The following is a 26,087-nucleotide window of genomic DNA, read 5'->3' on the forward strand; positions in this document are numbered from 1 at the left end:
AACAGATCAGCGAGCCGGCGAGCACGGCCAGAGCGGCTCCTGAGCGAGCCGCTCGCACTCGCGCAGCACGCGCAGCACGTTCCGGCCGGCCAGCCGATCCAGATCGCCGTCGGACCAGCCGCGGGCGGAGAGCTCGGCCAGCAGCCGCGGGTATCCGGAGACGTCGGACAGTCCCTCGGGCAGATCGGTCGTGCCGTCGAAGTCGCCGCCGAGCCCGACGTGCTCCACCCCGGCCACGTCCCGGGCGTGGTCGACGTGGTCGGCCACCTGGGCGACGGTCACCGTCGGCCGGGGGTTCGCCGCCAGCCACGGGCGGAAGGCGGGCTCGGCCGCCGGGTCGATGCCCGGGCGCGGCGGGAGGGTGGCCGGGTCCTCGGCGGGGCGCGGGGCACGCGGGAAGGACGGGAACGGGTCGGGCAGGCCGAGGCGGGCCCACTCCGCGTCGGCGGCGGCCTGCCAGGCGCCGAACTCGGCGGAGACGAACGGGGCGACGAAGGTCAGCTGGAGGACGCCGCCGTTGTCCCGGAGGCGGTTCAGGACGTCGTCGGGGACGTTGCGCCGGTGGTCGTGGAGGGCCCGGGCACCGGAGTGGCTGAAGAGCACCGGAGCGAAGGCCGTGTCCAGGGCGGCGTGCATGGTGACCGGAGCCACGTGGGACAGGTCGACGAGCATGCCGATCCGCTGCATCTCGCGGACCACGGCGCGGCCGTCGTCGTTGAGGCCGCCGACCGCGGGCTCGGCGGCCGCCGAGTCGGCCCAGGACGTGTTGTGGTTGTGCGTCAGCGTCATGTACCGGACGCCGAGACGGGCGAAGGCGCGCAGCACCCCCAGCGAGGTGGCGATGCTGTGGCCGCCCTCGATGCCGATCAGCGAGGCGATCCGGCCCTCGCCGATGACCCGCTCGACGTCGTCCGCGCTGTACGCGACGGCGAGGTCGTCCGGGTACGCGGCGGCCATCCGGTACACGGCGTCGATCTGCTCCATCGTCGCCACGACCGCCTCGGGCTCGGGCAGGTCGGACGGCACGTAGACCGACCAGAACTGGCCGCCGACCCGGCCCGCGCGCAGCCGGGGGATGTCGGTCTGCAGCCCGGGGCGGGACTCGTCCAGCCCCTCGACCCGGTAGCCGTAGCGGGCGCGCAGCTGCAGGGGGAGGTCGTTGTGCCCGTCGATGATCAGCATCATGAAGACCTGGCTACCGCGCCCGGCGGGTCCTCGCAACCCGTTCGCCCGATTCCGGGCGGCCTGAGCTGATCACCGTCACCGCCGAATTTCTCAGGTGCCCAGGGCGCGACCCGATTCTCCTACTCGACGGCGCGTCAGGGGCGCGCTGCGCATCGCACCCCGGGGGAGGGAAGCCATGACCGTCAGGCGGCAGCTTCCCGCCGCGCTCGTGCCGGCCGCCGCGCCGGCGGCCGTCCTCGCGTTCGGGGCCACCGCCGTCGCCGTGGCCGTGGTCGCCGTGTGCGCGTCCGCGGCCTGCCTGGTGCGGGCCGGGCGACGCCGTGGCCGGATGCGCGTCGTCTGGGCCGCCTTCGGGCTCGCGGCGCTGGCCGGCGGCGTGCCCGGCGACCATGCCCTCGGCCACCTCGCGATGGCTCCGCTGGCCGCGGCCGGGATGCTCCTGGTGCCGATGCCGCGGCGGACCGGGCTCGAGACGATCCGGTCGATCATGGATACGGTGCTGATCGCGGCCGCGCTGATCCAGCTCGACTATCTGCTGCTGCTCGACCCGGCACTGCGGCACGCGCCGGTGCCGATCGCGCACCCGGTCGGCGACGTGGCCCTCGCCATCGTCGCCCTGGCCGGGATCTCCCGGCTGCGCCGCGGCGTGCTCGACCTGCCGGCCCTGGTGCTCGGCGGCGCCGCGCTGCTGACCGTCGCCGTGTCGAGCGGCTGCGCCGACGCCGGGTATCACCGGGTCGCCGACGCCGGGTCGCTGATCGGATTCGCGTTGCTCGGCCTGGCCGCCGCGCGCGGGCAGGCGGGCGCGGACGTCGAGGCCGAGCGGGACGAGCGCCACGAGGTGACCGTGCTCCTGCCGTACGCCGTCGTGGTTGTCGGTCTGGTCGCCGGTTTCCTGCGCCTGGCCGACGGCGGCACGCCCACCTCGCTCGGCAGCTGGGCTCGGTCGATCTGCGTCGTGCTGATCATCCTCCGGCACGCGCTGCTCATGCTGGAGACCCGGCGGCTGGCCCGCGACCTGGAGGACCGGGTCGCCGAGCGCCGCGCCGACCTGCGGGCCCGCGAGCAGCGGTTCCGCGCGCTGGTCAACCAGAGCACCGACTCGATGGCGATCCTCGAGGCCGACTCGACCGTGCGCTACCAGTCCGAGTCGGTCGAGCGGATCTTCGGCTACCCGGCGTCGGCGCTGCTCGGCCGGCGGTTCATCGAGGTGTCCGGGCGTAAGGTCGGCGAGCGGGTCGCGGCGGCGATCGACGAGGTCAAGAACGTGCCCGGCGCCACCACCACCTTCGAGATGATGATGTATCACGCGAACGGCCGGAGCCGGCTGGGCGAGATGACCATCACGAACCTGCTGGACGACCCGTACGTGCGGGGTCTGGTCTTCAACACCCGGGACATCGGCGACGCCGACGAGTTGCAGGAGAGCCTGCGTCACCGGGCCTATCACGACGCGCTGACCGGGCTGGCCAGCCGGGCCGGGTTCCGGGAGCGGCTGGCCGAGGCGATCGAGCGCGGCGCGCCGGAGCGGGTGGCGATCCTCTTCCTCGACCTGGACGGCTTCAAGGAGATCAACGACAGTCTCGGGCACGACGCCGGCGACCACCTGCTGCTGCAGGTCGCCGATCGGCTGCGCCGGCTGCTGCCCGCCCCGCACGTGGTGGCCCGCCAGGGCGGCGACGAGTTCGCGGTGATCATCGAGGCGGACAACGCCCGGGACCACGCCGAGATGGTCGCCATTCAGATCATCGGCGCGCTGGCCGAGCCGATCGAGGTGGACGACCGCGAGCTGCACGTGAGTGCCTCGATCGGGGTCGCCTCGGCGGCCGACGCCGGGGACATCGAGCAGCTGATGCGCGACGCGGATCTGGCGATGTACCGGGCGAAGGACACCGGCCGTAACGGCTATGCCACGTACGAGAAGAAGATGCACGACGCGGTGGTGCACCGCCTGGAGCTCGCCACCGACCTGCGCCTCGCCCTGGAGCGGGACGAGCTGCTGCTGCACTACCAGCCCAAGGTCGACCTGCGCACCGGCGAGATCATCGGCTTCGAGGCGCTGGTCCGCTGGCAGCATCCGACCCGCGGGATGGTGTCGCCGCTGGACTTCATCGGCGTCGCCGAGGCGACCGGGCTGATCGTGCCGCTCGGCCGCTGGGTGCTCACCGAGGCGTGCCGCCAGTCGGTCGCCTGGGGCCGCCCGCTGAAGATGGCCGTCAACCTCTCGGTCCGCCAGTTCGAGGCCGGCGACGTCGCCCGGATGGTCGCCGAGGTGCTCGCCGAGACCGGGATGCCGCCCGACCGGCTGGTGCTCGAGATGACCGAGAGCGTGCTGCTCACCGACACCGACGACAACCTGGCCCGGATCGTCAGCCTCAAGGCGCTCGGCGTGCAGCTGGCCATGGACGACTTCGGCACCGGCTATTCGTCGCTGGCCTACCTGCGCCGCTTCCCGATGGACGTGCTCAAGATCGATCGCTCCTTCGTGGACCGGCTCGGCGGCGAGTCCGAGGACGAGGCCCTGGTGCGCACGATCGTCCGGCTGGGCCAGCGGTTCGGCATGCAGACGGTCGCCGAGGGCATCGAGAACGAGACCCAGCTGGCGATCCTGCAGGAGATGGGCTGCGACTTCGCCCAGGGCTTCCTGCTGTCCCGCCCGCTGGCCACGCCCGACGCCACGGCGCTGCTGGAACGCGGCGTGCCGTTCTCCGTTCCTGCTTGAACCATTATTTCGTACGGTTGGGCCGAGTCCCCGATGCGGCGCGCCGCCTGAGTGCAACTCACCCTCCGCGCGCGGCCGCCGGGTTGTCCCGGCGGGCCGGCCTCTCCTTCCGGCCGGTATGCGACAGGGAATACCCCCGTTCCCTGTCGCTACGCTGAACCGACGCAGGGATGTCCGCACCACCACGACATCGCTTCGAAAGGCGGCCCCACCATGCGATTCCTGATGATTCAGAAGCCGACCGACGCCCACCCCGACGAGAAGCTGTTCGCCGAGATGGGCGCGTTCATCGAGGAGCTCACCGCGGCCGGCGTGCTGCTCGCCACCGGCGGCCTCGAGCCCGGCGGCGTGCTGCTCGCCTCGCGCGGCGACGAGATCACCGTGACCGACGGCCCGTTCGCCGAGGCGAAGGAGGCCGCGGCCGGCTTCGCCCTGATCGAGGTCGGCAGCAAGGAGGAGGCGATCGAGCTCGGCCGCCGCTTCCGCAAGATCGTCGGCGACGGCGAGAGCACGATCCAGCAGGTCTTCGGCGGCTGACCCGTGCCGCCCGAGCTTGACCTCCACCGCACGATCGACGCCGTCTGGAAGCTGGAGTCGGCGAAGATCGTCGGTGGGCTGGCCCGGCTCGTGCACGACGTCGGGCTGGCCGAGGAGCTCGCCCAGGATGCGCTGGTCGCCGCCCTCGAGCAGTGGCCGACGACGGGCATCCCCGACAACCCCGGCGCCTGGCTGACCACGGTCGCCCGGCGCCGGGCCGTCGACCACATCCGCCGCGAGCGGCGTGCCACCGGGCTCCCGGCCGCCGAGCAGGTCCCGGCCGAGCAGGACCAGGCGCAGGACGACGTCCTCCGGCTGGTCTTCGTCTGCTGCCATCCGGCGCTGCCCCGCGACGCCCGGGTGGCGCTCACCCTCCGGCTGGTCGCCGGGCTGACGGCGGCCGAGATCGCCCGCGCGTTCCTGCAGGACGAGCCGCGGGTGGTGCGCCGGATCGCCGCGGCCAAGCAGACCCTGGCGCGGGAGGGCGCCGGCTTCGCCCGGCCGTCCGATGCGGACCTTCCCGGACGCCTGACCTCGGTGCTCGAGGTCGTGTACCTGGTCTTCAACGAGGGCTACTCGGCGACCGAGGGCCAGGATCTGATCCGCGCCGACCTGTGCCGCGAGGCGCTGCGGCTGGGACGGATGCTGGCCACCCTGGCGCCGGACGAGGCCGAGGTGCACGGCCTGGTCGCCCTGATGGAGTTGCAGGCGTCCCGGGCGACGGCCCGGATCGGCCCGGCCGGTGAGCTGATCCTGCTGCACGAGCAGAACCGGGGACGCTGGGACCAGTTGCTCATCAAGCGGGGCTTCGCGGCGATGCTACGGGCCCGGGCGCTGGGCGCGCCGCCGGGACCGTACGTGTTGCAGGCGGCGATCGCGGTGTGTCACGCCCAGGCGCGGACGGCCGCCGACACGGACTGGGCCCGGATCGCGACGCTGTACGACGCGCTGGTTCGCCTGGTGCCGACCGCGGTGGTGCGGCTGAACCGGGCCGTCGCGATCGGGTTCGCGCAGGGCCGGCGTCCGGTCTGTCCGAGGTGGACGCGCTGCTGGCCGACCCGTCGCTGCGGGACTACCACCTGCTGCCGGCCGTTCGCGGCGACCTGCTGGCCCGGCTGTCCCGGCACGAGCAGGCGCGCCGGGAGTTCGAGCGGGCCGCCGGCCTGACCCGCAACCACGCCGAGCAGCAGTTCCTGCTCCGCCGGGCGGCGGAGGCGGGCGCCGCGGAGAGGGGCGCCGCCGAGAGCGGCGCCGCGGAGAGGGGCGCCGCCGAGACTGACGCCGCCGAGACCGGTGCCGCCGAAACGGGGGCGACCTTAGGGCGAGCGGTTGCCGCGTTCCTCGCCCGGGACGACCTGGACCGGTCCACCCTGCGGTCCTATCGGCAGACGTTCACCCGGCTGCGGCGAGCCCTGGGCGACAGCCTGCCCCTAGCCGAGCTCACCGCCGACCGGATCGCCACCGTGTGCACGACCGCGTGGGGGAGCGCCGCCGCCAAGACATGGAATCGACACCGGGCCACGGTGCGCTCGTTCGCGGCTTGGACCTCGCTGCCGGGTCTGGCCGACGCCCTGGATCGCCGCACCGAGACCCCCTCGCCCTCGTCCGGGCTCGCGCCCGCCGAGCTGGGCCGGATCCTCGACTCGCCCAGCCAGCCGTTGCGGGAGCGCGTCCTCTGGCGCCTGCTCCACGAGTCTGCGGCATCGGTGACCGCCGTCCTGGCCCTCAACGTCGAGGACCTCGACCTCGAGGACCGCCGCGCCCGCTCCGGGGGCCGGTGGGTGACCTGGCGCTCCGGCACCGCGCATCTGCTGCCCGACCTGGTGGCGGGGCGCACGTCGGGCCCGCTGTTCCTCACCGGGCGCCGGCCCGCACCGTCCGCCGGGGGTGACCGCTGTCCACACACCGGTCGGGCCCGCCTGTCGTACGAGCGCGCCGAGTATCTCTTCAAGCGGGCCACCGGCCACACCCTTCGCACCCTGCGCGCCGACGTCGGTAGGGTGCGGGCGTGACTGAGTCGCCGTGGCGGATGGTCCGCGAGTTCCACGAGGTGTTCGGCCTGGACTGTGCCGACCGGCCCACCCCGATCTCCGCCGAGCGGGCGGCCGCCCGGCAGCGCCTGCTCGACGAGGAGGTCGGCGAGGTGGCCGAGGCCTCCGCCGCCGCCCAGCTGGACCCGTCTCCGCGGCGGCTCGCCGAGCTGGCCCGCGAGCTCGCCGACGTGGTCTACGTCGCCTACGGCACGGCGATCACCCACGGCATCGACCTGGACGCGGTGATCGCCGAGGTCCACCGGGCCAACATGAGCAAGCTGGACGAGAACGGCCGCCCGGTGGTCCGCGACGGCAAGGTCCAGAAGGGGCCCAACTTCCGCCCGCCAGATCTGGCCGCGCTCTTCGATTGAGGGGCGCGCGGACCGGCTGAGGGGCGCGCGGACCGGCTGAGGGGCGCGCGGACCGGCTGAGGGGCGCGCGGACCGACTGAGGGGCGCGCGGACCGGCTGAGGGGCGCGCGGACGTCCGCTGTCGTCAGGTCGCGGCCGCCGGCTCCTCCGCGGGCTTGGCCTTCCGGAGCGGGATGGCCCCGGTGGCGACGGCCGTCAACAGCCCCGCGATCAGCCCCCAGAACGCGGACCCGATCCCCAGCAGCTTCAGCCCGGACGCCGTGGCCAGGAAGGTCACCACCGCCGCCTCGCGCCAGCGGTCGGTCAGCAGCGCCGACGTCAGGGAGCTGCTGATCGTGCCCAGCAGGCCGATCCCCGCGATGCCCAGCACCAGGGCCGTCGGCAGCGCGGTCAGCAGCGAGCCCACCGTGGCGCCGAGTAGGCCGATCGCCAGGTAGAAGATGCCGGCCCAGACGCCGGCCAGATATCGACGGCGGGGGTCGGGATGGGCCTGCGGGCCGGTGCAGATGGCCGCGGTGATGGCGGCCAGGTTGAGCCCGAAGGCGCCGAACGGGGCCAGCACCAGGTTGGTGGCGCCGGTCCAGCCGATCAGCGGGGACACCGGCACCCGGTCGTAGCCGTCGTTGCGGAGGACGGCCACGCCGGGGAGGTTCTGCGAGGCCATGGTGACCACGAACAGGGGCAGCGCGACGCCGAACGCGACCGGCACCGAGAACGCGGGGACGGTGAAGACCGGCTTGGCCAGGGCCAGCTGCACGCCGGTGAGGTGCAGGGTATGGGTCAGCGCGGCGACCAGGACACCGGCGGCCAGCGCGGCGAGGACGGCGTAGCGGGCAAGCAGCCGGCGGCACACCAGGTACGTGGCGAACATGGCGACGACCAGGGCGAAGCTGTGCTGCATCTGGGTGAACAGGCCGATGCCGAACTGCACCAGGACGCCGCCGAGCAGGGCCGCCGCCAGCGGAACCGGGACCCGGTTCATCACCCGGGCGAACCAGCCGGTAACGCCGGCCAGCGTGATCAGGGCCGCCGAGATGACGAAGGCGCCGATGGCCTCCCGCATGCTGACGCCGGTGAGGCCGGTGGCCAGCAGGGCGGCGCCGGGGGTGGACCAGGCGGTGACGATCGGGGCCCGGTAGCGCAGCGAGAGGCCGATGCAGGTGACCCCCATGCCGACGAACAGGGCGAGCATCCAGGAGGCCAGCTCGGCGTCGGTGGCGCCGGCCGCGCGGGCGGCGGCGAAGACGAGGGCGGCGGAGCTGGTCACGCCGATGACCAGGGCGAGCAGGCCGGCAGTCACGGCGGAGAGCGGGGTGGCCGAGCGTATCCAGGTCATGCGCCGCGATGCTAACGGACCGAGCCCCGCGCCTGGATGGCACGGGGCTCCGGGTAAGGCGGCCGATCAGCCGGTGGCGGCCTGGGTCAGGTCGTAGACCGTGGTGCTGCCGACCGTTGTGGACTTGTAGTTCGCGGCCACCCAGGCGGCGATCTGCGAGCTGTCGGTGGACGAGCCGCCCATGCCGCCGCCGCCCATGCCACCGCCGGCGATGTAGTAGTGGATCTGACCGGCCCGCACGTAGGCCTGGAACTCGGCGAGGGTGGGGCTCGGGTCGCTGCCGTTCCAGCCGCCGAGGGCGATGACCGAGGTGCCGCTGTCCAGCTCCAGCTCGGCGGCGGAGGTGGCGCCGCTGATCGCCGCGGACCACTTGGTGGTGCTCGCCTTGAGCAGGGCCGTCAGCTCGGCGTTGGCGGGACCGCCCGGAGACGAACCCGGCCCGGTGGACCCGGCCACACCGGCACGGGACGAGGACGAGGAACTGCCGGTCTCCGAGGAGCCGGCCGAGCCGGGTGCGGACCCGGACGGACTCCCGAAGGTGCCCGCGCCGCCCATGCGGTTGGCCGCGCCGCCGCGCGTACCGCCAAATTCGGACGACGGACCGGAAGAGGGAATCGAACCGGTATGGGCCACCGAGGCCGTCGATGCCGCGTAAGCGGCTCCCGAAGCACCGGCCGAGAGGATCGCCGCGACGAGCGCGACCACCGCGAACCTCCGCAGCCTGGTGGTGGGTGCGAGCAGGACCACCGCGGTGAGTACGCCGAGAGCGAGCGACGCCCAGCGGAGCACCGGCAGCCAGTCCGCGCGCCCCATCAGCACCGCGCCCCACACCGCGGTCGCCAGGACCATCGCGGCCAGCAGGGCGCGGGCCCACGGGCGGGAACGGCAGAGCCAGAGCACCCGGCCGCCGACGGCGACGAGCCCGGCGATCGCGGGAGCCAGCGCGACCGTGTAGTAGGGGTGGATCGTGCCGCTCATGTAGGAGAACGTGACGCCGGTGACCAGCAGCCAGCCGCCCCACATGAGGATCGCGGCGCGGGCCCGGTCGGTGCGCGGCGCGGTGAAGGTGATCGCGAGGACGGCGACCATGGCGATCAGCGCGGCCGGCAGCAGCCAGGAGATCTCGGTGCCCATCGATTGCCCGAAGAGGCGCCCGATGCCGGCCGCCCCACCGAAGCCGACATTTCCGGAATTTCCTCCGCCGCCGCCGTTCCCGTCGCCTCCGAAGATCCGGCCCAGGCCGTTGTAGCCCAGCGCGAGCTCCCAGAGGGTGTTGTTGGTCGAGCCGGCGATGTAGGGCCGGGACGAAGCCGGCCAAAGCGAGACCAGCGCGATGTACCAGCCCGCGGAGACGATCAACGCGAGACCCGCGATCAGGAGGTCGCGGATCCGCCTGCCGAGGCCGGTCGGCGCGGCGACCAGATAGACGAGGGCGAACGCCGGAAGGACCAGGAACGCCTGCATCATCTTGGTCAGGAAGCCGAGGCCGAGCAGCACCCCGGTCAGCGCCAGCCACTTCCAGGACGCCTTCTCGACCGCCCGGGTGGTGGCGTACCCGCCGGCCGTCAACAGCAGCGTGAGCAGCGCGTCCGGGTTGTCGTAGCGGAACATCAGCACGGCCACCGGGGTCAGCGCGAGGGCCGCGCCGGCCAGCAGCGCCGCGTTCCGGCCGAACCAGCGCTGCACGGTCAGGTACAGCAGGTAGACGCTCGCCACGCCGATCACCGCCTGCGGGGCGAGAATTGACCAGCTGTTCACCCCGAAGAGCCGGGCGGACAGGCCCATCACCCACATCGCGGCGGGCGGCTTGTCGACGGTGATGGCGTTGCCCGCGTCCAGCGAGCCGAACAGCCACGCCTTCCAGCTCTGCGCGCCGGCCTGCGCGGCCGCGGCATAGAAGCTGTTGCCCCAGCCGGAGGCGCTCAGGTCCCACAGGTAGAGCACCGCGGTCGCGGCGAGCAGAACCAGGACCGGCCACCGCCGCACTTTCTTCGAGGGCGGTGCCTGGTGTCTCGGCGCGGCCACCCGTGGGCGTTCCATCAACGTCGTCATGGCATTCACCTTCGGCGCGGCGACTACGGCCGGGTTGTGGCCGGCCTGTGCCGTCTCTATGAGTGCCGCGGCACGTCACGCTCCGATTCGTGCCAGGATGGCGACGAGAGTCCGGGTTCAAGGGAGAGACTGGGTCAATGAGCGAACACGTTTCCGCCAGCGCCGAGTGGCAGGCCCTGCAGGGGTACGCGGAGAAGTTCTCGGCCGTGCACCTTCGCGACCTGTTCGGCAGCGACCCCGGGCGCGGTTCACGGTTGACCGTGCGCGTGGCCGACCTGACCGTGGACTACAGCAAGAATCTGGTCACGGACGAAGTGCTTTCCGCGCTCCTTGCTCTGGGTGAGCGCGCCGGCCTGCGGTCTCGCATCGCCGCGATGTTCGCGGGCGAGCACATCAACGTGACCGAGGACCGGGCCGTGCTGCACACCGCGCTGCGCCTGCCGCGAAACGCCACGCTGGTCGTCGACGGCCAGGACGTGGTGGCCGAGGTGCACGAGGTGCTCGACCGGATGGGCGTGTTCAGCGACAGGGTGCGCTCCGGCGAGTGGACCGGGCACACCGGCCAGCGGATCAAGACCGTGGTGAACATCGGCATCGGCGGCTCGGACCTGGGCCCCGTGATGGCCTACGAGGCGCTCAAGGGCTACAAGACGCCGGAGATCGAGTGCCGGTTCGTCTCGAACATCGACCCGACCGACCTCTACCAGAAGACCCACGACCTGGACCCGGCGTCGACGCTGTTCATCATCGTCTCCAAGACCTTCGGTACGCAGGAGACGCTCACCAACGCCACCGAGGCCCGCAACTGGCTGCTCGCCGCCTTGAAGGACGACGCGGCGGTCGCCAAGCACTTCGTCGCGGTCTCGACGAACGCGAAGCGAGTCGCGGACTTCGGCATCGACACCGCCAACATGTTCGGCTTCTGGGACTGGGTGGGCGGCCGGTACTCGCTGCCCAGCGCCGTCGGCCTGTCGGTGATGGTGGCGATCGGCAAACAGCAGTTCGCCGACATGCTGGCCGGCTACCACGCGGTCGACGAGCACTTCCGCACCGAGCCGCTGGAGTCCAACGTGCCGGCCCTGCTCGGGCTGATCAACGTCTGGTACGACACGTTCCTCGGCGCCCAGTCGCACGCGATCCTGCCGTACTCCCAGTACCTGCACCGGTTCCCCGCCTACCTGCAGCAGCTGACCATGGAGAGCAACGGCAAGTCGGTGCGCCTGGACGGGTCGCCGGTGAGCTACCAGACCGGCGAGGTGTTCTGGGGCGAGCCCGGCACCAACGGCCAGCACGCCTTCTACCAGCTCCTCCACCAGGGCACCAAGCTGATCCCGGCGGACTTCATCGGGTTCGCCCAGCCCAACCACGACATCGGCGGCATGCACGACCTGTTCATGTCGAACTTCTTCGCGCAGACCGGGGCGCTCGCCTTCGGCCGCACGCTGGAGCAGGTGCTCGCCGAGGGCAGCAGCCCCGACGTGGCGCCGCACCGGGTGATGCAGGGCAACCACCCGACGACCACGATCCTCGCCGACAAGCTGACCCCGTCGGTCCTCGGGCAACTGATCGCGCTCTACGAGCACATCACGTTCACCGAGGGCACCTGCTGGGAGATCAACTCGTTCGACCAGTGGGGTGTGGAGCTGGGCAAGGTGATGGCCAACCAGCTCGCGCCGAAACTCACCGCGTCGTCGGCGCCGGCCGCGGACGACGACTCGTCGACGAACAACCTGATCCGCCTCTATCGCGCCGCGCGAGGCCGCCTCGCCTGAGTTTTGTCGTACCCACGCTCTAGGGTCGTCTCATGGATTCGCGGACGGCCCTGGGGCTCCGGCTTTCGAGCCTTCTCCTGCGTGGCGCACCCTCCTCGGTGGAGGAGATCGTGTCATGGTTCGGCGCGATGCAGGCGCAGGATGCAAACAGCGTCCTGTGGTCGCTGGGCGCGCGCCTGCCCGGCTGGAGTCTCGACGACGTGAATGCCGCGCTGGAGAAACGCGACGTCCTGCGCACCTGGCCGATGCGTGGCACGGTGCATCTGGTGCCCTCCGAGGACGCCCACTGGATGCTCGACCTGATGGGCTCGCGGCAGCTGGCCGGGGCGGAGAAACGGCGGGCCCAGATCGGGCTCGACGCGCAGACCGCCGAGCGCGCGGTCGACCTGCTCGGCTTCGCCCTGGCGGGCGGCCGGCGCCTGACGCGATCCGAGTGCATGGCCACCCTGACCGAGGGCGGCATCGACGTGAGCGGGCAGCGGGGTTACCACCTGCTTTGGTACGCGTCGCAGCGCGGCGTGTCGGCGATCGCCCCGCATGTCGGCAAGGAGCAGACCTTCGTGCTGCTCGACGACTGGGTGTCGGCGCCCCGCCGACCGTCCCGGGAGGAGGCGCTCGGGTTGATCGCGCTGCGCTACTTCCGCAGTCACGGGCCGGCGACACGCAAGGACTTCGCGGGCTGGACGGGCCTGCCGATGAGTGACTGCAAGGTCGGCGTCGCGGTGGCGGGGGATGCTCTGACGGTCGTCGACGTCGACGGCGTCGAGATGATCATGTCGGCGGAGGCTTCGGGTGGTGATGCCTCCGGCTGGCTCGCTCTGCCGGGCTTCGACGAATACCTGCTCGGCTACAAAGAGCGGTCGCTGATGGCGTCCGCCGACGATCTCGCCGCGATCATCCCCGGCGGCAACGGCGTGTTCCAGTCGACCCTGGTGCGAGACGGCCGGGTGGTGGCCACCTGGAAGCGGGTGCTGGGCGCCCGCGGGGTCACCGTGACCGTGCTGCCGCTCGCCAAGCTGCCCGCCGGCGCCGCGGAGAAAGCGCTTGCCCCGTTCGCCGCCTTCCTCGGAGTCCCGCTCACTGTTAAGAACCCTTGATATTTACGAATGTGAACGCCACGATATGGGGATCGTGGGACATGTTCGTCGATGAGAGGGGACTGCCATGGGCGTCCGTCGTCGGGTGTTAGCGCTGGTCGCAGGGGTGGCGGTGGCGGCCGGGGCGTTTGCCGTGGCCGTCGCGGGGGAGGGCACGTCGTTCGCGGCGGTGGCGTGCTCGGGCACCGTCTGGGCCGAGGGTGTTACATATACGGCCGGGCAGCAGGTGACCTACAACGGACACCTGTATCAGGCGCTCGTCACGCACACGGCCTACGTCGGCGCGGGCTGGAACCCGGCGGCGACCCCGTCGCTGTGGAAGGACCTCGGCGCCTGCACCGGCGGGACGACCACGCCCCCGACGACCGCGCCGACCACCGCACCCACCACGCCGCCGACCACCGCTCCCACCACCGCCCCCACCACCCCGCCGACGACGCAGCCGACCGGCTCCACCTGCGCGGTGAAATCCCGGCCGGCCGGGAAGGTCCTGCAGGGTTACTGGGAGAACTGGGACGGCGCGTCCAACGGGGTGCACCCCGGGCTCGGCTGGATCCCGATCAATGACAGCCGGATCCTGCAGCACGGCTACAACGTGATCGCCGCCGCGTTCCCGGTGATCCGCTCGGACGGCACGGTCCTGTGGGAGAACGGCATGGACGCCGGCGTGAAGGTGTCCACCCCGGCCGAGATGTGCGCGGCCAAGGCGTCCGGCGCCACCATCCTGATGTCGATCGGCGGCGCGGCGGCCGGCATCGACCTGTCCTCCAGCGCCGTCGCCGACCGGTTCGTCGCCACCGTCGTGCCGATCCTCAAGGCGTACAACTTCGACGGCATCGACATCGACATCGAGACCGGGCTGACCGGCAGCGGCAGCATCGGCACGCTCTCCACCTCGCAGGCCAACCTGATCCGGATCATCGACGGGGTGCTGGCCGCGATGCCGTCGAACTTCGGGCTCACCATGGCGCCGGAGACCGCGTACGTGACCGGCGGCAGCGTCACCTACGGCTCGATCTGGGGCTCGTACCTGCCGATCATCAAGAAGTACGTGGACAACGGCCGGCTGTGGTGGCTGAACATGCAGTACTACAACGGCTCGATGTACGGCTGCTCGGGCGACTCGTACTCGGCCGGGACCGTGCAGGGCTTCACCGTGCAGACCCAGTGCCTCAACAACGGGCTCACCATCCAGGGCACCACGATCCGGGTCCCGTACGACAAGCAGGTCCCCGGCCTGCCCGCGCAGTCCGGGGCGGGCGGCGGCTACATGACGCCGTCGCTGGTGTCGCAGGCGTACGGCAGCGTCAGCTCGATCAAGGGCCTGATGACCTGGTCGATCAACTGGGACGGCTCGAGGTCCTGGACCTTCGGCGACAACGTGAAGTCGCTCGAGGGCCGCTGACCCGAGCGGCGGCCGGCCGGCGCAACCGGCCGGCCGCCACCTCGGCTCGGTCACCTGAGCTCGCTCAACCGCCGATCCCACCGCACTTCCCGATGTCGTCGACGGCGAGGCGACCGTAGCCGCTCAGGTCGGTTGGGGTATGAGTCCGGTGTGGTGCAGGTGGGCGCGGGCGTAGGCGATGGCTTCGGGGGTGTTGGCGAAGAGCCGGCCGGTGTCGTGGAGCTCGTCCAGGACGCCGAGGGCGTTCATCCGGTGCAGGTGATCCTCGCGGATGCCGGAGACCAGGACGAGGGTGCCGCGGCGGGTGAGCTTGTCGATCGCGTCGCCGAGGACTTTCGCTCCGGAGGCGTCCAGGGCGGAGACGCGGGACAGCCGCAGGATGACCACTCGTACCTGTGCGGCCTCGGTGAGCTCGAGCAGGAAGCGGTGTGCGGCGGCGAACAGCAGTGGGCCGTCGATGCGGTAGGCGACGATGTGCTCGGCAAGGAGGGCTTGTTCTTCCTCGTGGTGGTCGGCGGGTGGCAGGTCCGCGTGCAGCGGCACCTGCTCGAGCCGGGCCGCCAGCGCGACCTGGCGCAGCGCCAGGACCCCGGCCGCGAGCAGGCCCACGGCGACCGCGTTGACCAGGGTGGAGGCCACGGTGACGATCGCGGTCAGGCCCATGATCAGAGCTTCGCCGCGGCCGGATCGGGCCAGCGCGGCCAGGGAGCCGACCTCGACCATGCGGATCGCGGTGGCGATCAGTACTCCGGCGAGCGCGGCGATCGGGATCCCGGCGACGAGGGGCGCGGCGGCGAACACGATCACCGCGAGGACGGCGGCGTGGATCAGGGCGGCCAGGCGGGACGCGGCTCCGGTACGCACATTGACGGCGGTACGGGCGATCGCGCCGGTCGCGGCGACGCCGCCGAACAGCGGGACGGCCAGGTTGGCCAGGCCCTGGCCGAACAGTTCCCGGTTCGAGTCGTGCCGCTCGCTGACGCTCATCGCGTCGGCCGCCGACGCGGACATGAGTGATTCCAGGGCGGCCAGCGCCGCGACCGCGAGGGCGGAGGGCAGCAGCGCGGCCACCTGCCCGGCCTGGAAGAACGACAGCGACGGGGCGGGCAGCCCGGCCGGTAGGGGCCCGATCGTGGCGACCGGGAGGTGCCCGGCGGCGGCCACGATGGTTGCCGCGGCGACGGCGACCAGGGAGAACGGGACACCGGGGCGCAGCCGCGTGCCGGCGAGCATCAGCGTTGCCACACCGGCCGCGACGCCGAGCGCGGCCCAGTGCGGATGGGCGGCGAAGTCGGCGACGGCGTGGGCCGCGACCACTGCCGGGTTGGCGCCGGCAGTGGCCGGCACGCCGAGCGCGGAAGGGATCTGCTGGAGTCCGATCACGGCAGCGATGCCGAGGGTGAAGCCTTCCACCACCGGGACCGGTACGTAGGCCATCCACCGGCCGGCGTGCAGCAGCGCCAGCCCGACGAGCAGCACGCCGGCCAGCAGGCCGACGGTGAGGACACCGTTCACGCCGTACGAGTGCACGATCGGCACGAGGACGACGGTCATCGCCCCGGTGGGACCGGTGACCTGGAGGTTGGAGCCGCCGAACGCGGCGGCGAGCGCGCCGGCGACCACGGCGGTGACCAGTCCGGCCGCGGCACCCGCGCCGGAGGAGATCCCGAAGCCGAGGGCGAGCGGCAGCGCGACGATCGCCACGGTCAGCCCGGCGAGCAGGTCCTTGCGGGGGCTGCGGCCGATCGTGGCGAGGGCGCGCCGGTCAGGCAGCACGGAGGCGGCCCGGGTCGCGAGGGCCCGGGCCAGGACGGCCGCCTTCACCCGGCCCGGCCGGTCTTCGCCGGCTGCGCCGGAAGCTCGTCGTCACGGAGCTCGGTCAGCAGGTCCTGCTGGCCGGCCAGCAGCTCGGTCAGGATCCGCCGCGCGGCGCGCATCAGCTCCGCGACGTCGGGCCCGGCGAGCTCGTACATGACGGTGTCGGCGGTGCGGGTGGCCGTGACGATGCCCGAGCGGCGCAGCACGGCGAGCTGCTGGGACAGGTTGGAGCGTTCCACGTCGATGGCGGCCAGCAGGTCACGCACCGCCATCGGCCCCTCCTGCAACAGCTCCAGAACCCTGATCCGCACCGGGTGGCCGAGCATCCGGAAGAACTCCGCCTTGAGCTGATACAGCGGCACCGGCACCGGCGTTCACCCCTCACGTTCGTAGCGCTCAGCCACCATAACATCAATTGAAAAATTCTTCAATTGACGTTCTGCTCACTCGGGCCACGTCCGCCGTGTCTAGAGCCGGGCGAGCAGGTCGCCCAGGGCGGCGTGCACCTCCTCCGGCTTCTCCAGGTGCAGGAACAGGTGGGTGGCGCCGTCGAGCACCCGGTGCTCGCCGCGGGTGAACGATGCGGCGATCTTTCCGTGCAGCTCGCGGATGCCGTCGAGGGCCTGCCGGACCAGTTCGGGGGAGCCGAAGGAGGACCAGGCCGGGTTTCCGGCGCCGGCCGAGAGCACGATCGTCGGCACGTCGGGGATCGGGCCGCCACCGCGGAGCTCGTCGTAGACCTCGCTCTCCAGGTTCGCCGACTCGGTCAGCCCGGTGCGCCAGTGCTCGACATGATGGGCGACGAGCTCGTCGCGTACGCCCTCGGGAAACGTTTTCAGGATTTCCGCCCAGGCCGCCGTGGCCGCGGCGCGCTGCTCGGCGGTCAGCTCGGGCAGCGCCGCAGGGTCGGGCTTCATCTGATCGTTGAGTGCCCGGGCCTCGGCCGGCAGATGCGCGAAGAGGTCCTCGTGACCGGGGTCGAGCAGCAGCAGCCCGGCCACCGACGACGGGAAGAGCTGCGCGAAGCGGCGCGCGTAGACCGCGCCCATCGAGTGACCGACCAGCACGTGCGGCCCGTCGCCGGCCACCCGGTGCAGCTCCGTCGCCACCTCGGCCGCGCTGCGCGGCAGCGGTACGGGATCGCTCCAGCCGGTGCCGCCCCGGTCGTAGAGCAGATGGGTGGCGCCCGGCGCCTCGGTCACGGTCAGGAAGTCGAGCCCGACCAGGCCCGCCCCCGGCAGATATAGAACACTCGGACCGCCCGTCCCTCGCGGGTAGGTGGCCACCCCGCCGACCATTGTTCTCATGGCTGCGAACATTATCAGGTGTGCGAAAATAGGGGAATGGACCCGGTCGAGCTTCTTCTCCATCCGGTACGGCTGCGGATCGTGCACGCCCTCTCCGGCGGCCGCACGGTCACGACGGCCGAGCTGTGCGCCCGCCTGCCCGACGTCTCGCAGGCCACGGTCTACCGGCACGTCGGCACGCTCGCCGACGCCGGCATCCTCGAGGTGGCGGGGGAGCAGCGGGTGCGCGGCTTCGTCGAGCGCAGTTACCGGCTGCGCCGCGAGCGGGCGGCGATCTCCGCCGAGAAGGCCGCGTCGGCCACCGTCGACGACCACCGGCGGGTGTTCGCCACCGCGATGGCGGTGCTGCTGGCCGAGTTCGGCTCCTATCTGGACGGCCCGGACGCCGACCCCGCCGCCGACCTGGTCGGGTATCGGCAGCACGCGATCTGGCTGACCGAGGACGAGCGGGCGAAGCTGATCGCCGGGCTGCGCGACGCGATCCTCCCGGTGCTGGGCAACGAGCCGGCCGAGGGCCGCACGCCCCACCTGCTCAGCCCGATCCTCTTTCCGACGGCGTCAGCGCCCGAGTAGCCGGCCCACGATCGCCGCGACGTCGTCGGCGCAGCCCCAGGACAGGCTCACCCCGGCCCCGCTGTGCCCGTAGTTGTGCACGATGTGCCGGTCGCCGAGATCCTCGTGCTCGAGCCGGATCATCGCGCGGGCGGGCCGGATGCCGCCCCGGTTCTCCAGGATCTCCGCGTGCCGGATCTCCGGGAAGATGTCGCCGCAGCGCTTGACGATCGCGTCGGCCACCAGCGGGTCGGGCGCGGGATCGTCGATGCCCTCCTCGGCGCTGCCGCCCAGCAGCAGCATGTCGCCCTGGGGCAGCAGGTAGATCATCTCGCCGAGCTCCTCGGTGTGCTCGGCGAAGAACTCCCGGTGCCCCGGGTTGCGGATCGCGACCAGCTGGCCCCGGATCGGCCGGACCGTGGGGTCGGGCACCAGCTCGCGGGCGCCCGGCCCGCTGCAGTTGACCACGATCGGCGCATCCGCGAAGCCCTCGGCCAGCGACGTCAGCCGGCGCCCGAAGTGCAGGTCGGCCCCGTACGCCCGGACCATCGCCTCGAGCGCCGCCAGGTACGGCGGCATGTCGATGATCGGGGCGGTGTAGTGCCAGCCGTGCACGAACCCGGGCGGCAGGTCGCCCGGGTCGCACTCGCGGAAGCCGGGCAGGCCACGTGCCCACTCCGGCGAGGTGATCGGCAGGCGGTCGGCCTCGACGCCGTCGACCAGCCGCACCCCCGGGAAGCCGTCGGCCACCATCCGGGTGAACACCTCGTAGCTGCGCTGGGCCCACTCCGGCACCCGCGGATGCTCGGCGTAGATGGGATCCCAGATGGCGCCGGCCGCGGCCGAGTTGGTGTCGGCGGGGGCATCCTGGGCCCGGATCCGGACGCGTACGCCGTGCTCGGCCAGTCGCAGACTCGTGGTCAGCCCGGAGACACCGGCGCCGACTACGAGCACATCGGGTCGGTTCATCACTCGAAGCTAACGGTGATCGACGCTCCACTGTGGGGGCTAGGCCACCTGAGAAACATGAATGTGCGGACGATGCGCATACGGGATCAGACGCCTTGAATCACCCCCGCGTTGATGGTATGCGCACCCACCGCGCTGGATCGATCACGGACTGTTGCATTCCGCGGGTTCTTGGGGTCCAATCGAACGGCTGGCGTCATGCGGGCGGGGACGCGCCGCTGGGGCGCGCAGACGGTCATCGATGACCAGCATTCCTCATCGCCGCCCCAGGTCCCCGCGCCGCCGAGAATGGGGGGCCATGGTGCTCGTCGTGGGTGAGGTCGACACCGGACTGCTGCGCGGGCGCGATCCGTCGTCGAGCGACGACGACGGGCGGAGCCTGGTCGAGCTGGTCGCCGGCGAGCGGGTGCTGGTCCACACGCGCCCACGGTCCTATGTGCGCTCCCCGGAACGGCCGGTCGGGGTGGACTGCGCGCTCGGCCCGGTCCGCGGGATCGGCACGGCGTTGCAGCGCGCGGCGATCACCGACAACGAGGTGGTGCAGGGCTCCGCGTACGCGACGATCGTCCCGTCCGCGCACACCGCCCGCCGCCCCTGGTCGCACTACCTGGCCCAGCCCGGCCGGATCGAGACGCTCGGCAAACCCCGGTGGGACGCGATCGCCGACGCGCTCGGCAGCCCCGACCGGGCGCCGGCCGCCCTCGACCTCGGCGCGGTCGCCCAGCGCGCCACCAACGAGGTGCAGAGCGCCACCCGAGGCGGCCCCGAGGACTCCTTTCGTGCGGCCCGCTCCCGGCTGCGCTGGGTGGCGCGGCCCGGCCGGTCGCTCTCCGGTGTCCACTTCGAGGTGCACGACCGGCGGCTGCGGCTGCTGCGCTTCACCGCCGGCGAGTGCGACGCCGACCGGCTGGCCGCCGCCTGCGAGGACATCGCCCTGCACGACTGGCTGCTGTCCACGCTCATCGAGAGCGTCCGCAAGTCCGCGGCCGGCCTGCGGCCGCGGGCGGACACCCTGCGCCGGCTCGGCCCGGCCGTCGACCATTTGCTGCACCTGTGGATGCCGGCGGCCCGCGCCGACGAGCTCACCGAGGCGATGTGGACCGTCCTGGAGCGCCGGGCCGGCTTCACCCGGCAGTGGACCACGCTGGCCACCCGCATCCGCGACCAGTTCTCGGTGATGCTGGCCGAGTCCCTGTCCTCGGCGACCCGCTCGTGACCGCCGAGATGCGGGAGCGGATGGCCCGCGACAGCGTCCTCAAAACCGCTCTGCTGACCGTCGCCAGCGGCGGCGTGACCTTCCTGGTGACCAACGGGCTGGACCAGCCGCAGGCGATCTGCATCATCCTGTCGATCCTGATCGGCGGCATCGCGCTGATGGTCCGCTTCCTGGTGGATTTCGAGAACCGGCTGGCCGCCGTCGAGCAGCTGGAGCGGGACGGGATGGCGGACATGAAGCAACTGATCGGCGACGCGTTCTCGGAGATCAGCGAGGCGACCGCGCTGTTCGGGCTGATCGAGGCGTCGGCGCTCCAGACCGACCTGGTCACCCAGCTGGTCCGCAACTCGACGCAGATCTCCCCGGACTCGCCGCCGATCGTCTACCGCTTCGTGCAGGCGAAGATCGCGGAGATGTCCGCCTTCCTCAAACAGCTCGCCGAGGGCGGCACGGTCACCTACTACGGCGAGGACCGGGACTGGCTGCTCGGCCTGACCCGTACCGCCACCACCAGCATCGACGCGATCAGCCTGGCCGCGGTCGACCACGACCTGTGGCAGAGCGAGATCGGCCAGCGCTATCTGGACGCACAGCGGCGGGCGGCCCGCGACGGCAAGCGGGTGCGGCGGATCTTCGTGCTCGACACGCCGTCGATGGCCGACGACCCGGTGCTGCGCCGGGCGTACGAGGAACAGCGCGAGATGATGATCGAGGTGCGGCTGCTGGACCGGCGGGCGGTGCCGACCCCGCTGCAGGTCCAGGTGCGCGACCTCATCCTGTTCGACAACATCCTCGCGTACGAGACGACGCCGACCACCACCGATCCCAGCCAGGCGCAGGTCGCCGAGACCCGCCTGGTGCTCACCGACTCGCGGGTGAAGGAGTGCTCGCAGCTGTTCCGGGAGCTGTGGGAGGTCTCCCGCGAGCTCAGTCGAACACGTAGCTGATCCGCTCGACCGGCTCGGCCGGCAGGTCCAGCCCCTCGGCGGCGGCCCGGTCGAGCACCTGGACGGCCACCCGCGGGTTGACCGCGATCTGGCCGAGGATCGTGCGGACCGCGTGCTCGATCGTCAGGAACCGCCGGTCCAGCACGCTGAACGTGCGGTAGGCGCGGAACGGCTGCGCCTTCGGGTTGAGCCGGACGACGGCCGGCATCGCGTCCCAGTCGGCCGGCAACGCCTCCGGGGCGGCGACCGGCACCGGCTCGGCGACCGGCTCGCCGCGGTGCCGCAGCAGCCCGAGCCGCTGGAGCTGCCAGACCGCGGCCAGGAACGGGCAGGACCAGAGCCGGACGCCGTCCTCCTCGCTCCACAGCTCGACGTCGACGAAGATCGAGTGATTCCGTACGGCGTTCTCCCGCGGCGGCAACCACTCCCGCGGCGCGGACATCGCGGCGGCGGCCGTCGCCGGCGACCGCTCGCCGTTGGTCAGCCAGCCGGACACGCTGGTCGGCGGCCGGCCGCCGGTGGCGCCCGCGGGCGGCTCGTCCACGATGTGCGCCTGCACGACCGCCGCGAGGTCCAGGTCGCCGACCCGCGCGCAACCCGACTCCCGGGCCACGTAGTCGATCGTCAGGCCGTGCTCGGCGGCCGCGTCCACGAGCGCGGGCACCACCTCGCAGGGCGTGGAGAACCGGGTGAAGTAGTCGTCGATCAGGAAGCAGGTGCTGACCCGGGGCCGGGCCGCCGCCAGCCGGCCGAGGGCCGGGGGCAGCCACGGCGCGACCCGCCGGAAGTGCTCCCGCAGCCGCTCCGGCCCCTGGACGAAGTCGTCCATGTAGAGGTGGCCGAGCTCGACGGACAGGTGCGACAGGGCGACGGCCCGGACCGACGGCTGGGCGCTCTCCTCGGTGAACACGTCGTCGGACGTGGTCACAGACTCTCCCACGCGCTCTCGTCCACGATCTTCTTGGCCAGCTCCTCGAGGGCGTTGACCGTGCGCTCGTTGGCGGTGCGGTACATCCACACGTCGTCGTTGGACAGCAGCTGCTCCTGCCATTGCAGCACCGGGTCCAGCGGCACCTCGCCGAGCAGTTTCGCCTGTCCGACCCCGCTGCGGGCGGCCAGCTCCTGCAACCGGCGGTTGCAGACGTCGAGCCAGGCCAGCTGCTCGGGGCGCAGTCCGTTCTGCTCGGGGGCGGAGGGGTCGAGCACGGCCGTACGCACGAAGCGGATGCGCTCGGCCAGCTCGGCCTTGCGGTGGCCCTTCTGCTCGCCGGTCTCGAGGATGCCCTGCGGCCCCTGCACCAGGTTGCTGGCGGCGATGATGTGCTGCCGGGTCCAGCGGTGGAAGACGATCCAGCGGGCGTTGATCTCGGCCGAGGCGGTCGCCTCCAGCACGATCTCGGTGGCGTACGAGCGGCCGGCGCTCAGGTCGACCAGCACCAGGTCGTACTCCTCGTCCAGCCGCAGCAGCAGCTCGGCGCAGCGCTCGACGATGCCCGGCCCGGAACTGAACTCGCCGCGGCCCCGGTCGCCCGGGAGCAGGGTGAGCTCGCCCGCGCCGCCCGGCCGCTTGCGCAGCGCCTCCCGCTGCGACGCGGCCCAGACGTTGATCGTGCGGGGCTCGGTCTCGCCGTCGATCAGATAGCTGTGCAGCCCGCCGCCCGCGACGCCGGACAGCGCCTCCGGCAGGTCGAAGATCGCGCCGGCCGTCGGGGAGCCGAAGTCGAAGTCCAGGTAGCAGGCGTCCTTGCCCTGCAGGGCGTGCCGGTACGCCAGGTTGCAGCTGGTCACCGACCGCCCGGTGCCGCCCTTGTCGGAGGTCGCGAAGATCAGCATCCGCTCACCCGGCCTTCGGAGGTCGCCAACATCAGCATCAGCTCACCCCGCCTCCGCGCGCCGGGCCGCCGACAGCCGATCCAGCCGGCGCAGCACGTCCTCGGTGAGCGCGACCGCCACCCCCGGGCGCCCCGGCCGCACCGTGCGGGCCCGGCGCAGCTCGGTGCCGATCCGCTCCAGCTCGACCTTCAACGCCTCGCCGCGGGTGGTGGTGCCGTTGAGCAGCTCCCGGTCGTAGAGGTACTCCGCCTCGTTGAGCAGGTCCTCGGCGATCTGGCCGAGCAGGTCGCTGGCCGGCGCCGTCTCCTGGATCAGCTCGGCCGCGGCGACCAGGCAGTCGACCACGCGCTTGGTGTAGTACCACGACGCCTCGCCCGGGCCGTCGTCCTCCCGGGCCAGGTAGGAGTACGCGCCGGCCGGGCGGTCCCACAGGTCGCGGTCGTCGCCGTCGACGATCATCCGGGAGTGCAGGTGGTCCCAGATCGAGTTGGACAGCTCGATCAGCCGGCTGCGACCCTCGTTGTCGGTCAGCGTGCGGGCCAGGTCGAGCGTGCGACGGAGCAGGGTCGGCGCGTAGTCGGCGACCGTCCAGGCCAAGGTGGGGCCGCCGACGTCCTCGCTGCCCTCGAGCGGGAAGCGGACGCCCGGGTAGTGCACCGCGATCGCGGTCTCCGGCTTGGTCGAGCGCAACGTGATCCGGCTGCGACTGGCCAGCTTGTCCAGCACCTCGGCGACTCGCCGGCGATCGGTGTCCGAGGTGCGGGTGGAGAGCATGTTCTGCATGACCATGCCGCTGACCAGCAGGCTGAAGTAGTCGGACTCGATGCCGTCGGTGGTACGCCAGGGGAGGTCCTCCAGGGGCCAGCGCCCGGCGCCGAAGGTCGCGATCGTGGCCCAGTACGACCGGGTCAGCTCGAAGCGCAGCTGCAGCGACTGGGCGAGCCGGGCCTGTTCCGGGTCGAGCAGGCCGAGCAGCCGGGTGCGCTCCGAGGAGAGCGCCTGGATCGCGTCCAGCGCGACGGTGGTGAAATACAGGTAGGGCGCGTTCTGTGCCACGCCGGGCTTCTGCTGGAAATCGCCGGTCTCGGGCGCCGTCTGGATCTCCGGCGCCTCGCGCACCACACCCCACGACCAGCCGCACTCGAAGAGCCGGTTCGGGTTGTCCAGCTCGGTGCCCTCGGCGGAGCCGGACCCGATGGTGACGTCGTCCCGCAACCGGGCGTTGATCTCTCGCAGGGCCCGGCGCAGCTCGTCGACCACCTGGGGGATCGGGCGCCGTTCCTGGTTGACGGTGCGGATCAGCTCGTCGCCGAAGTCGCTGTCGGCGGAGAAGACGTTGACGGCGAAGCTGCGCAGCAGCCCGATCATCGCCGCGGACAGGCGCCGGTTCGCCATCCGCTCGAGGCTCTCGACGTCCTCGATCAGGGCCGGCCGGCTGATCACCTGCCGGAAGATCTTGGTGAAACCGATGATCGCCAGCATCAGCGTCACCGAGATCGAGAACGAGTCCACCACGTCCAGATCCCGCTGCGCCTGCTTGACGTCCTCACCCTCCACATCGGAGCGGAAGTAGCCGCCGCCGGAGAAGATCGGGGTGCCGTCGGGCGCGGTGTACTGGGTGAGGTACCCGGTGAGCGCCTTGATCAGCTGTACCGGGATCTCCCGGTTGTCGCCGAGGGCCCGCAGCTTGTCCTGCACGTCCGCGGCGACCTCGTCGGGCTGGTCGAGCCGGAACAGCGGGATCCCGGTGGCCGGCGCCATGATGCAGAGCAGCTGTTCGGCGTCGCTGATCGAGTTGAGGCCGTCAGGGACCCATTGCTTGTCCCGGAAGGACACCCGGGCGGTGGCTTGCCAGATGTCGAGCAACCGTTGACGCGGCTGGATCTGCATAGGTGTGCCGTCACCTACCCATCCGTGGGCTGTGCTACCTCTTCCATCCGGTCGCCACGATCATCCCGCTGTAGCCGGCGCGGAGGTCCTCGCTCGCGACTTTCTCAATTTGGCTTATCCGCGCGATATCGGCAAGGCACATCTCCACGTCGGTGATGTCGATCGAGTGTGCCGGGAAGAACGTCGAGCCCACGAAGTAGCCCTCGGAACGGCACATGAAGGCCGCGGCGAACGGCGAGCCCGGCTTGAGCGAGTCGACGAAGTTCAGTGTCGCGCGGCGGAACTCGTCGTCCCGGGTGGTGATCGACTCGGCCACGAAGAACATCGTGCCGAGGTCGTACTTGTCGTCGGCGCCCAGCGCGAAGACGTTGCCCTTGGTCACCCAGGCCCGCATCGCCAGCACCTCCAGCGGTTTGCGGATCCGCTGGTACGTCGGCCGGCCGGCGGCGACCGCCTTCCAGAACTCGTCCCACGACCCCTGCGGCTCGTTCAGCGCGTCGATCAGCCATTGGCGGTTGGCGGGCGAGCGCTCGAAGAGGGTCACCCGGGACGCGAACGGCAGCATGGTCATCGCCGGGTAGAGGTTGGTCCCGGAGCCGACGTCGATGGCGTTCGCCAGGTTGCGCGGCCGGTCGCGGTCGAAGCAGTGCACGAAGAAGTCGGCGACGATGTCGATGATCTGCTTGTCGTCGGCGCGGAGATGGCCGTAGTTGTGCCAGAAGTAGCTGTCGGAGTCGAAGTAATCCCAGGGTGCATCCTCATTGGAGACTTCGTCCAACGTCTCCGCGATGGTTGGACCGCTATCACCCACAGGAACTCCTCCAGCGCCATCGGAAACACGCTCACGCGGTCGAAGCTGGGGAGCGCCAGGGTCGGCCTAACCCGACAGAGATTAGATCCTCCCTAGTCACGGCGCAACCGTCCGCGAGGAACGACGTGCACGGTAGGCCATTTTCCTCTTCTCTGCGATCCACTACACGGCGATTCGGTGGAAAACTCGCCACCAGTCAGAGGATCACCCACCTGTCCGGGGGACATGCGAACT

The 26,087-nt window shown here is 71.7% G+C and carries 22 protein-coding genes; 11 read left to right on the forward strand and 11 right to left on the reverse strand.

Annotation, left to right across the window (positions count from 1 at the left end; genetic code table 11):
* Nucleotides 1-6 precede the first annotated feature (6 nt).
* Entirely contained in the window at nt 7-1,185 is a 1,179-nt protein-coding gene (locus ODJ79_RS33625; RefSeq protein WP_263027669.1) for a dipeptidase, read from the reverse strand.
* Between the two features lie 175 nt (nt 1,186-1,360).
* Between ODJ79_RS33625 and ODJ79_RS33630 the strand changes: the two genes are divergently transcribed.
* From ODJ79_RS33630 to ODJ79_RS33650, 5 genes are all read left to right on the forward strand, one after another.
* Complete coding sequence (locus ODJ79_RS33630; protein ID WP_263027670.1) at nt 1,361-3,907, forward strand: putative bifunctional diguanylate cyclase/phosphodiesterase; 2,547 nt, start codon at nt 1,361-1,363, stop codon at nt 3,905-3,907.
* Nucleotides 3,908-4,132: 225 nt separating this feature from the next.
* Nucleotides 4,133-4,444, forward strand: coding sequence for a YciI family protein (locus ODJ79_RS33635; RefSeq protein WP_263027671.1), 312 nt, complete (start codon nt 4,133-4,135; stop codon nt 4,442-4,444).
* Nucleotides 4,445-4,447: 3 nt separating this feature from the next.
* Entirely contained in the window at nt 4,448-5,611 is a 1,164-nt protein-coding gene (locus tag ODJ79_RS33640; RefSeq protein WP_317620723.1) for an RNA polymerase sigma factor, read from the forward strand.
* A 245-nt stretch (nt 5,612-5,856) separates the two neighbouring features.
* Entirely contained in the window at nt 5,857-6,456 is a 600-nt protein-coding gene (locus tag ODJ79_RS33645; RefSeq protein ID WP_263027698.1) for a hypothetical protein, read from the forward strand.
* Complete coding sequence (locus ODJ79_RS33650; RefSeq protein WP_317620724.1) at nt 6,453-6,848, forward strand: MazG nucleotide pyrophosphohydrolase domain-containing protein; 396 nt, start codon at nt 6,453-6,455, stop codon at nt 6,846-6,848. The genes ODJ79_RS33645 and ODJ79_RS33650 overlap by 4 nt, the downstream gene beginning before the upstream one ends.
* A 124-nt stretch (nt 6,849-6,972) precedes the next feature.
* On the opposite strand, the gene ODJ79_RS33655 is transcribed toward ODJ79_RS33650, so the two are convergent.
* Both ODJ79_RS33655 and ODJ79_RS33660 read right to left on the reverse strand, forming a co-directional pair.
* Nucleotides 6,973-8,184, reverse strand: coding sequence for a benzoate/H(+) symporter BenE family transporter (locus ODJ79_RS33655; protein ID WP_263027672.1), 1,212 nt, complete (start codon nt 8,182-8,184; stop codon nt 6,973-6,975).
* A 66-nt stretch (nt 8,185-8,250) separates the two neighbouring features.
* Nucleotides 8,251-10,236: a glycosyltransferase family 39 protein gene (locus ODJ79_RS33660; RefSeq protein WP_263027673.1), complete on the reverse strand. Its 1,986-nt coding sequence runs from the start codon at nt 10,234-10,236 to the stop codon at nt 8,251-8,253.
* A 137-nt stretch (nt 10,237-10,373) separates the two neighbouring features.
* On the opposite strand from ODJ79_RS33660, the gene pgi reads away from it, so the two are divergent.
* From pgi to ODJ79_RS33675, 3 genes are all read left to right on the forward strand, one after another.
* Nucleotides 10,374-12,008 (forward strand): glucose-6-phosphate isomerase, encoded by a 1,635-nt coding sequence (pgi, locus tag ODJ79_RS33665; protein ID WP_263027674.1) that lies wholly within the window; start codon nt 10,374-10,376, stop codon nt 12,006-12,008.
* Between the two features lie 32 nt (nt 12,009-12,040).
* Complete coding sequence (locus ODJ79_RS33670; protein ID WP_263027675.1) at nt 12,041-13,105, forward strand: winged helix DNA-binding domain-containing protein; 1,065 nt, start codon at nt 12,041-12,043, stop codon at nt 13,103-13,105.
* Between the two features lie 67 nt (nt 13,106-13,172).
* Nucleotides 13,173-14,510, forward strand: a complete 1,338-nt coding sequence (locus ODJ79_RS33675; RefSeq protein ID WP_263027676.1) for a carbohydrate-binding protein — start codon at nt 13,173-13,175, stop codon at nt 14,508-14,510.
* Nucleotides 14,511-14,633: 123 nt separating this feature from the next.
* Here ODJ79_RS33675 and ODJ79_RS33680 read toward each other — a convergent pair whose 3' ends face one another.
* The 3 genes from ODJ79_RS33680 to ODJ79_RS33690 form a co-directional block, all read right to left on the reverse strand.
* Nucleotides 14,634-16,334, reverse strand: a complete 1,701-nt coding sequence (locus ODJ79_RS33680; protein WP_317620725.1) for a SulP family inorganic anion transporter — start codon at nt 16,332-16,334, stop codon at nt 14,634-14,636.
* Entirely contained in the window at nt 16,331-16,696 is a 366-nt protein-coding gene (locus tag ODJ79_RS33685) for an ArsR/SmtB family transcription factor (protein ID WP_263027677.1), read from the reverse strand. Before ODJ79_RS33685 ends, ODJ79_RS33680 begins: the two co-directional genes overlap by 4 nt.
* A 99-nt stretch (nt 16,697-16,795) precedes the next feature.
* Nucleotides 16,796-17,635 carry an alpha/beta fold hydrolase gene (locus tag ODJ79_RS33690; protein WP_263027678.1) on the reverse strand — a complete coding sequence of 280 codons (840 nt, stop codon included), beginning with the start codon at nt 17,633-17,635 and terminating at the stop codon, nt 16,796-16,798.
* A 36-nt stretch (nt 17,636-17,671) separates the two neighbouring features.
* On the opposite strand from ODJ79_RS33690, the gene ODJ79_RS33695 reads away from it, so the two are divergent.
* Nucleotides 17,672-18,208: a helix-turn-helix domain-containing protein gene (locus tag ODJ79_RS33695; protein ID WP_263027679.1), complete on the forward strand. Its 537-nt coding sequence runs from the start codon at nt 17,672-17,674 to the stop codon at nt 18,206-18,208.
* Here ODJ79_RS33695 and ODJ79_RS33700 read toward each other — a convergent pair.
* Nucleotides 18,194-19,156, reverse strand: coding sequence for an FAD-dependent oxidoreductase (locus tag ODJ79_RS33700; RefSeq protein ID WP_263027680.1), 963 nt, complete (start codon nt 19,154-19,156; stop codon nt 18,194-18,196). The genes ODJ79_RS33695 and ODJ79_RS33700 overlap by 15 nt on opposite strands.
* A 298-nt stretch (nt 19,157-19,454) precedes the next feature.
* Here ODJ79_RS33700 and ODJ79_RS33705 point away from each other — a divergent pair, with 298 nt between their 5' ends.
* Both ODJ79_RS33705 and ODJ79_RS33710 read left to right on the forward strand, forming a co-directional pair.
* Complete coding sequence (locus ODJ79_RS33705) at nt 19,455-20,372, forward strand: SCO2521 family protein (RefSeq protein WP_263027681.1); 918 nt, start codon at nt 19,455-19,457, stop codon at nt 20,370-20,372.
* Complete coding sequence (locus ODJ79_RS33710; protein ID WP_263027682.1) at nt 20,369-21,319, forward strand: DUF6879 family protein; 951 nt, start codon at nt 20,369-20,371, stop codon at nt 21,317-21,319. The genes ODJ79_RS33705 and ODJ79_RS33710 overlap by 4 nt, the downstream gene beginning before the upstream one ends.
* On the opposite strand, the gene ODJ79_RS33715 is transcribed toward ODJ79_RS33710, so the two are convergent.
* Genes ODJ79_RS33715 through ODJ79_RS33730 form a run of 4 tightly spaced genes read right to left on the reverse strand, consistent with a single transcriptional unit; the run spans nt 21,300 to nt 25,853 of the window.
* Nucleotides 21,300-22,247, reverse strand: a complete 948-nt coding sequence (locus ODJ79_RS33715; RefSeq protein WP_263027683.1) for an SCO2522 family protein — start codon at nt 22,245-22,247, stop codon at nt 21,300-21,302. The two genes, ODJ79_RS33710 and ODJ79_RS33715, sit on opposite strands and share 20 nt — an antisense overlap.
* The gene (locus ODJ79_RS33720) at nt 22,244-23,152 is read right to left on the reverse strand and encodes an SCO2523 family variant P-loop protein (RefSeq protein ID WP_263027684.1); all 909 of its coding nucleotides are present in this window, start codon (nt 23,150-23,152) and stop codon (nt 22,244-22,246) included. Before ODJ79_RS33720 ends, ODJ79_RS33715 begins: the two co-directional genes overlap by 4 nt.
* A gap of 42 nt (nt 23,153-23,194) precedes the next feature.
* Nucleotides 23,195-25,042 (reverse strand): SCO2524 family protein, encoded by a 1,848-nt coding sequence (locus tag ODJ79_RS33725; protein ID WP_263027685.1) that lies wholly within the window; start codon nt 25,040-25,042, stop codon nt 23,195-23,197.
* A gap of 34 nt (nt 25,043-25,076) precedes the next feature.
* The gene (locus ODJ79_RS33730) at nt 25,077-25,853 is read right to left on the reverse strand and encodes an SCO2525 family SAM-dependent methyltransferase (RefSeq protein ID WP_263027686.1); all 777 of its coding nucleotides are present in this window, start codon (nt 25,851-25,853) and stop codon (nt 25,077-25,079) included.
* Nucleotides 25,854-26,087: the final 234 nt, after the last annotated feature.

The organism is Actinoplanes sp. KI2 (assembly GCF_025630775.1).
In the GTDB taxonomy this organism is placed as follows: Bacteria; Actinomycetota; Actinomycetes; order Mycobacteriales; family Micromonosporaceae; genus Actinoplanes.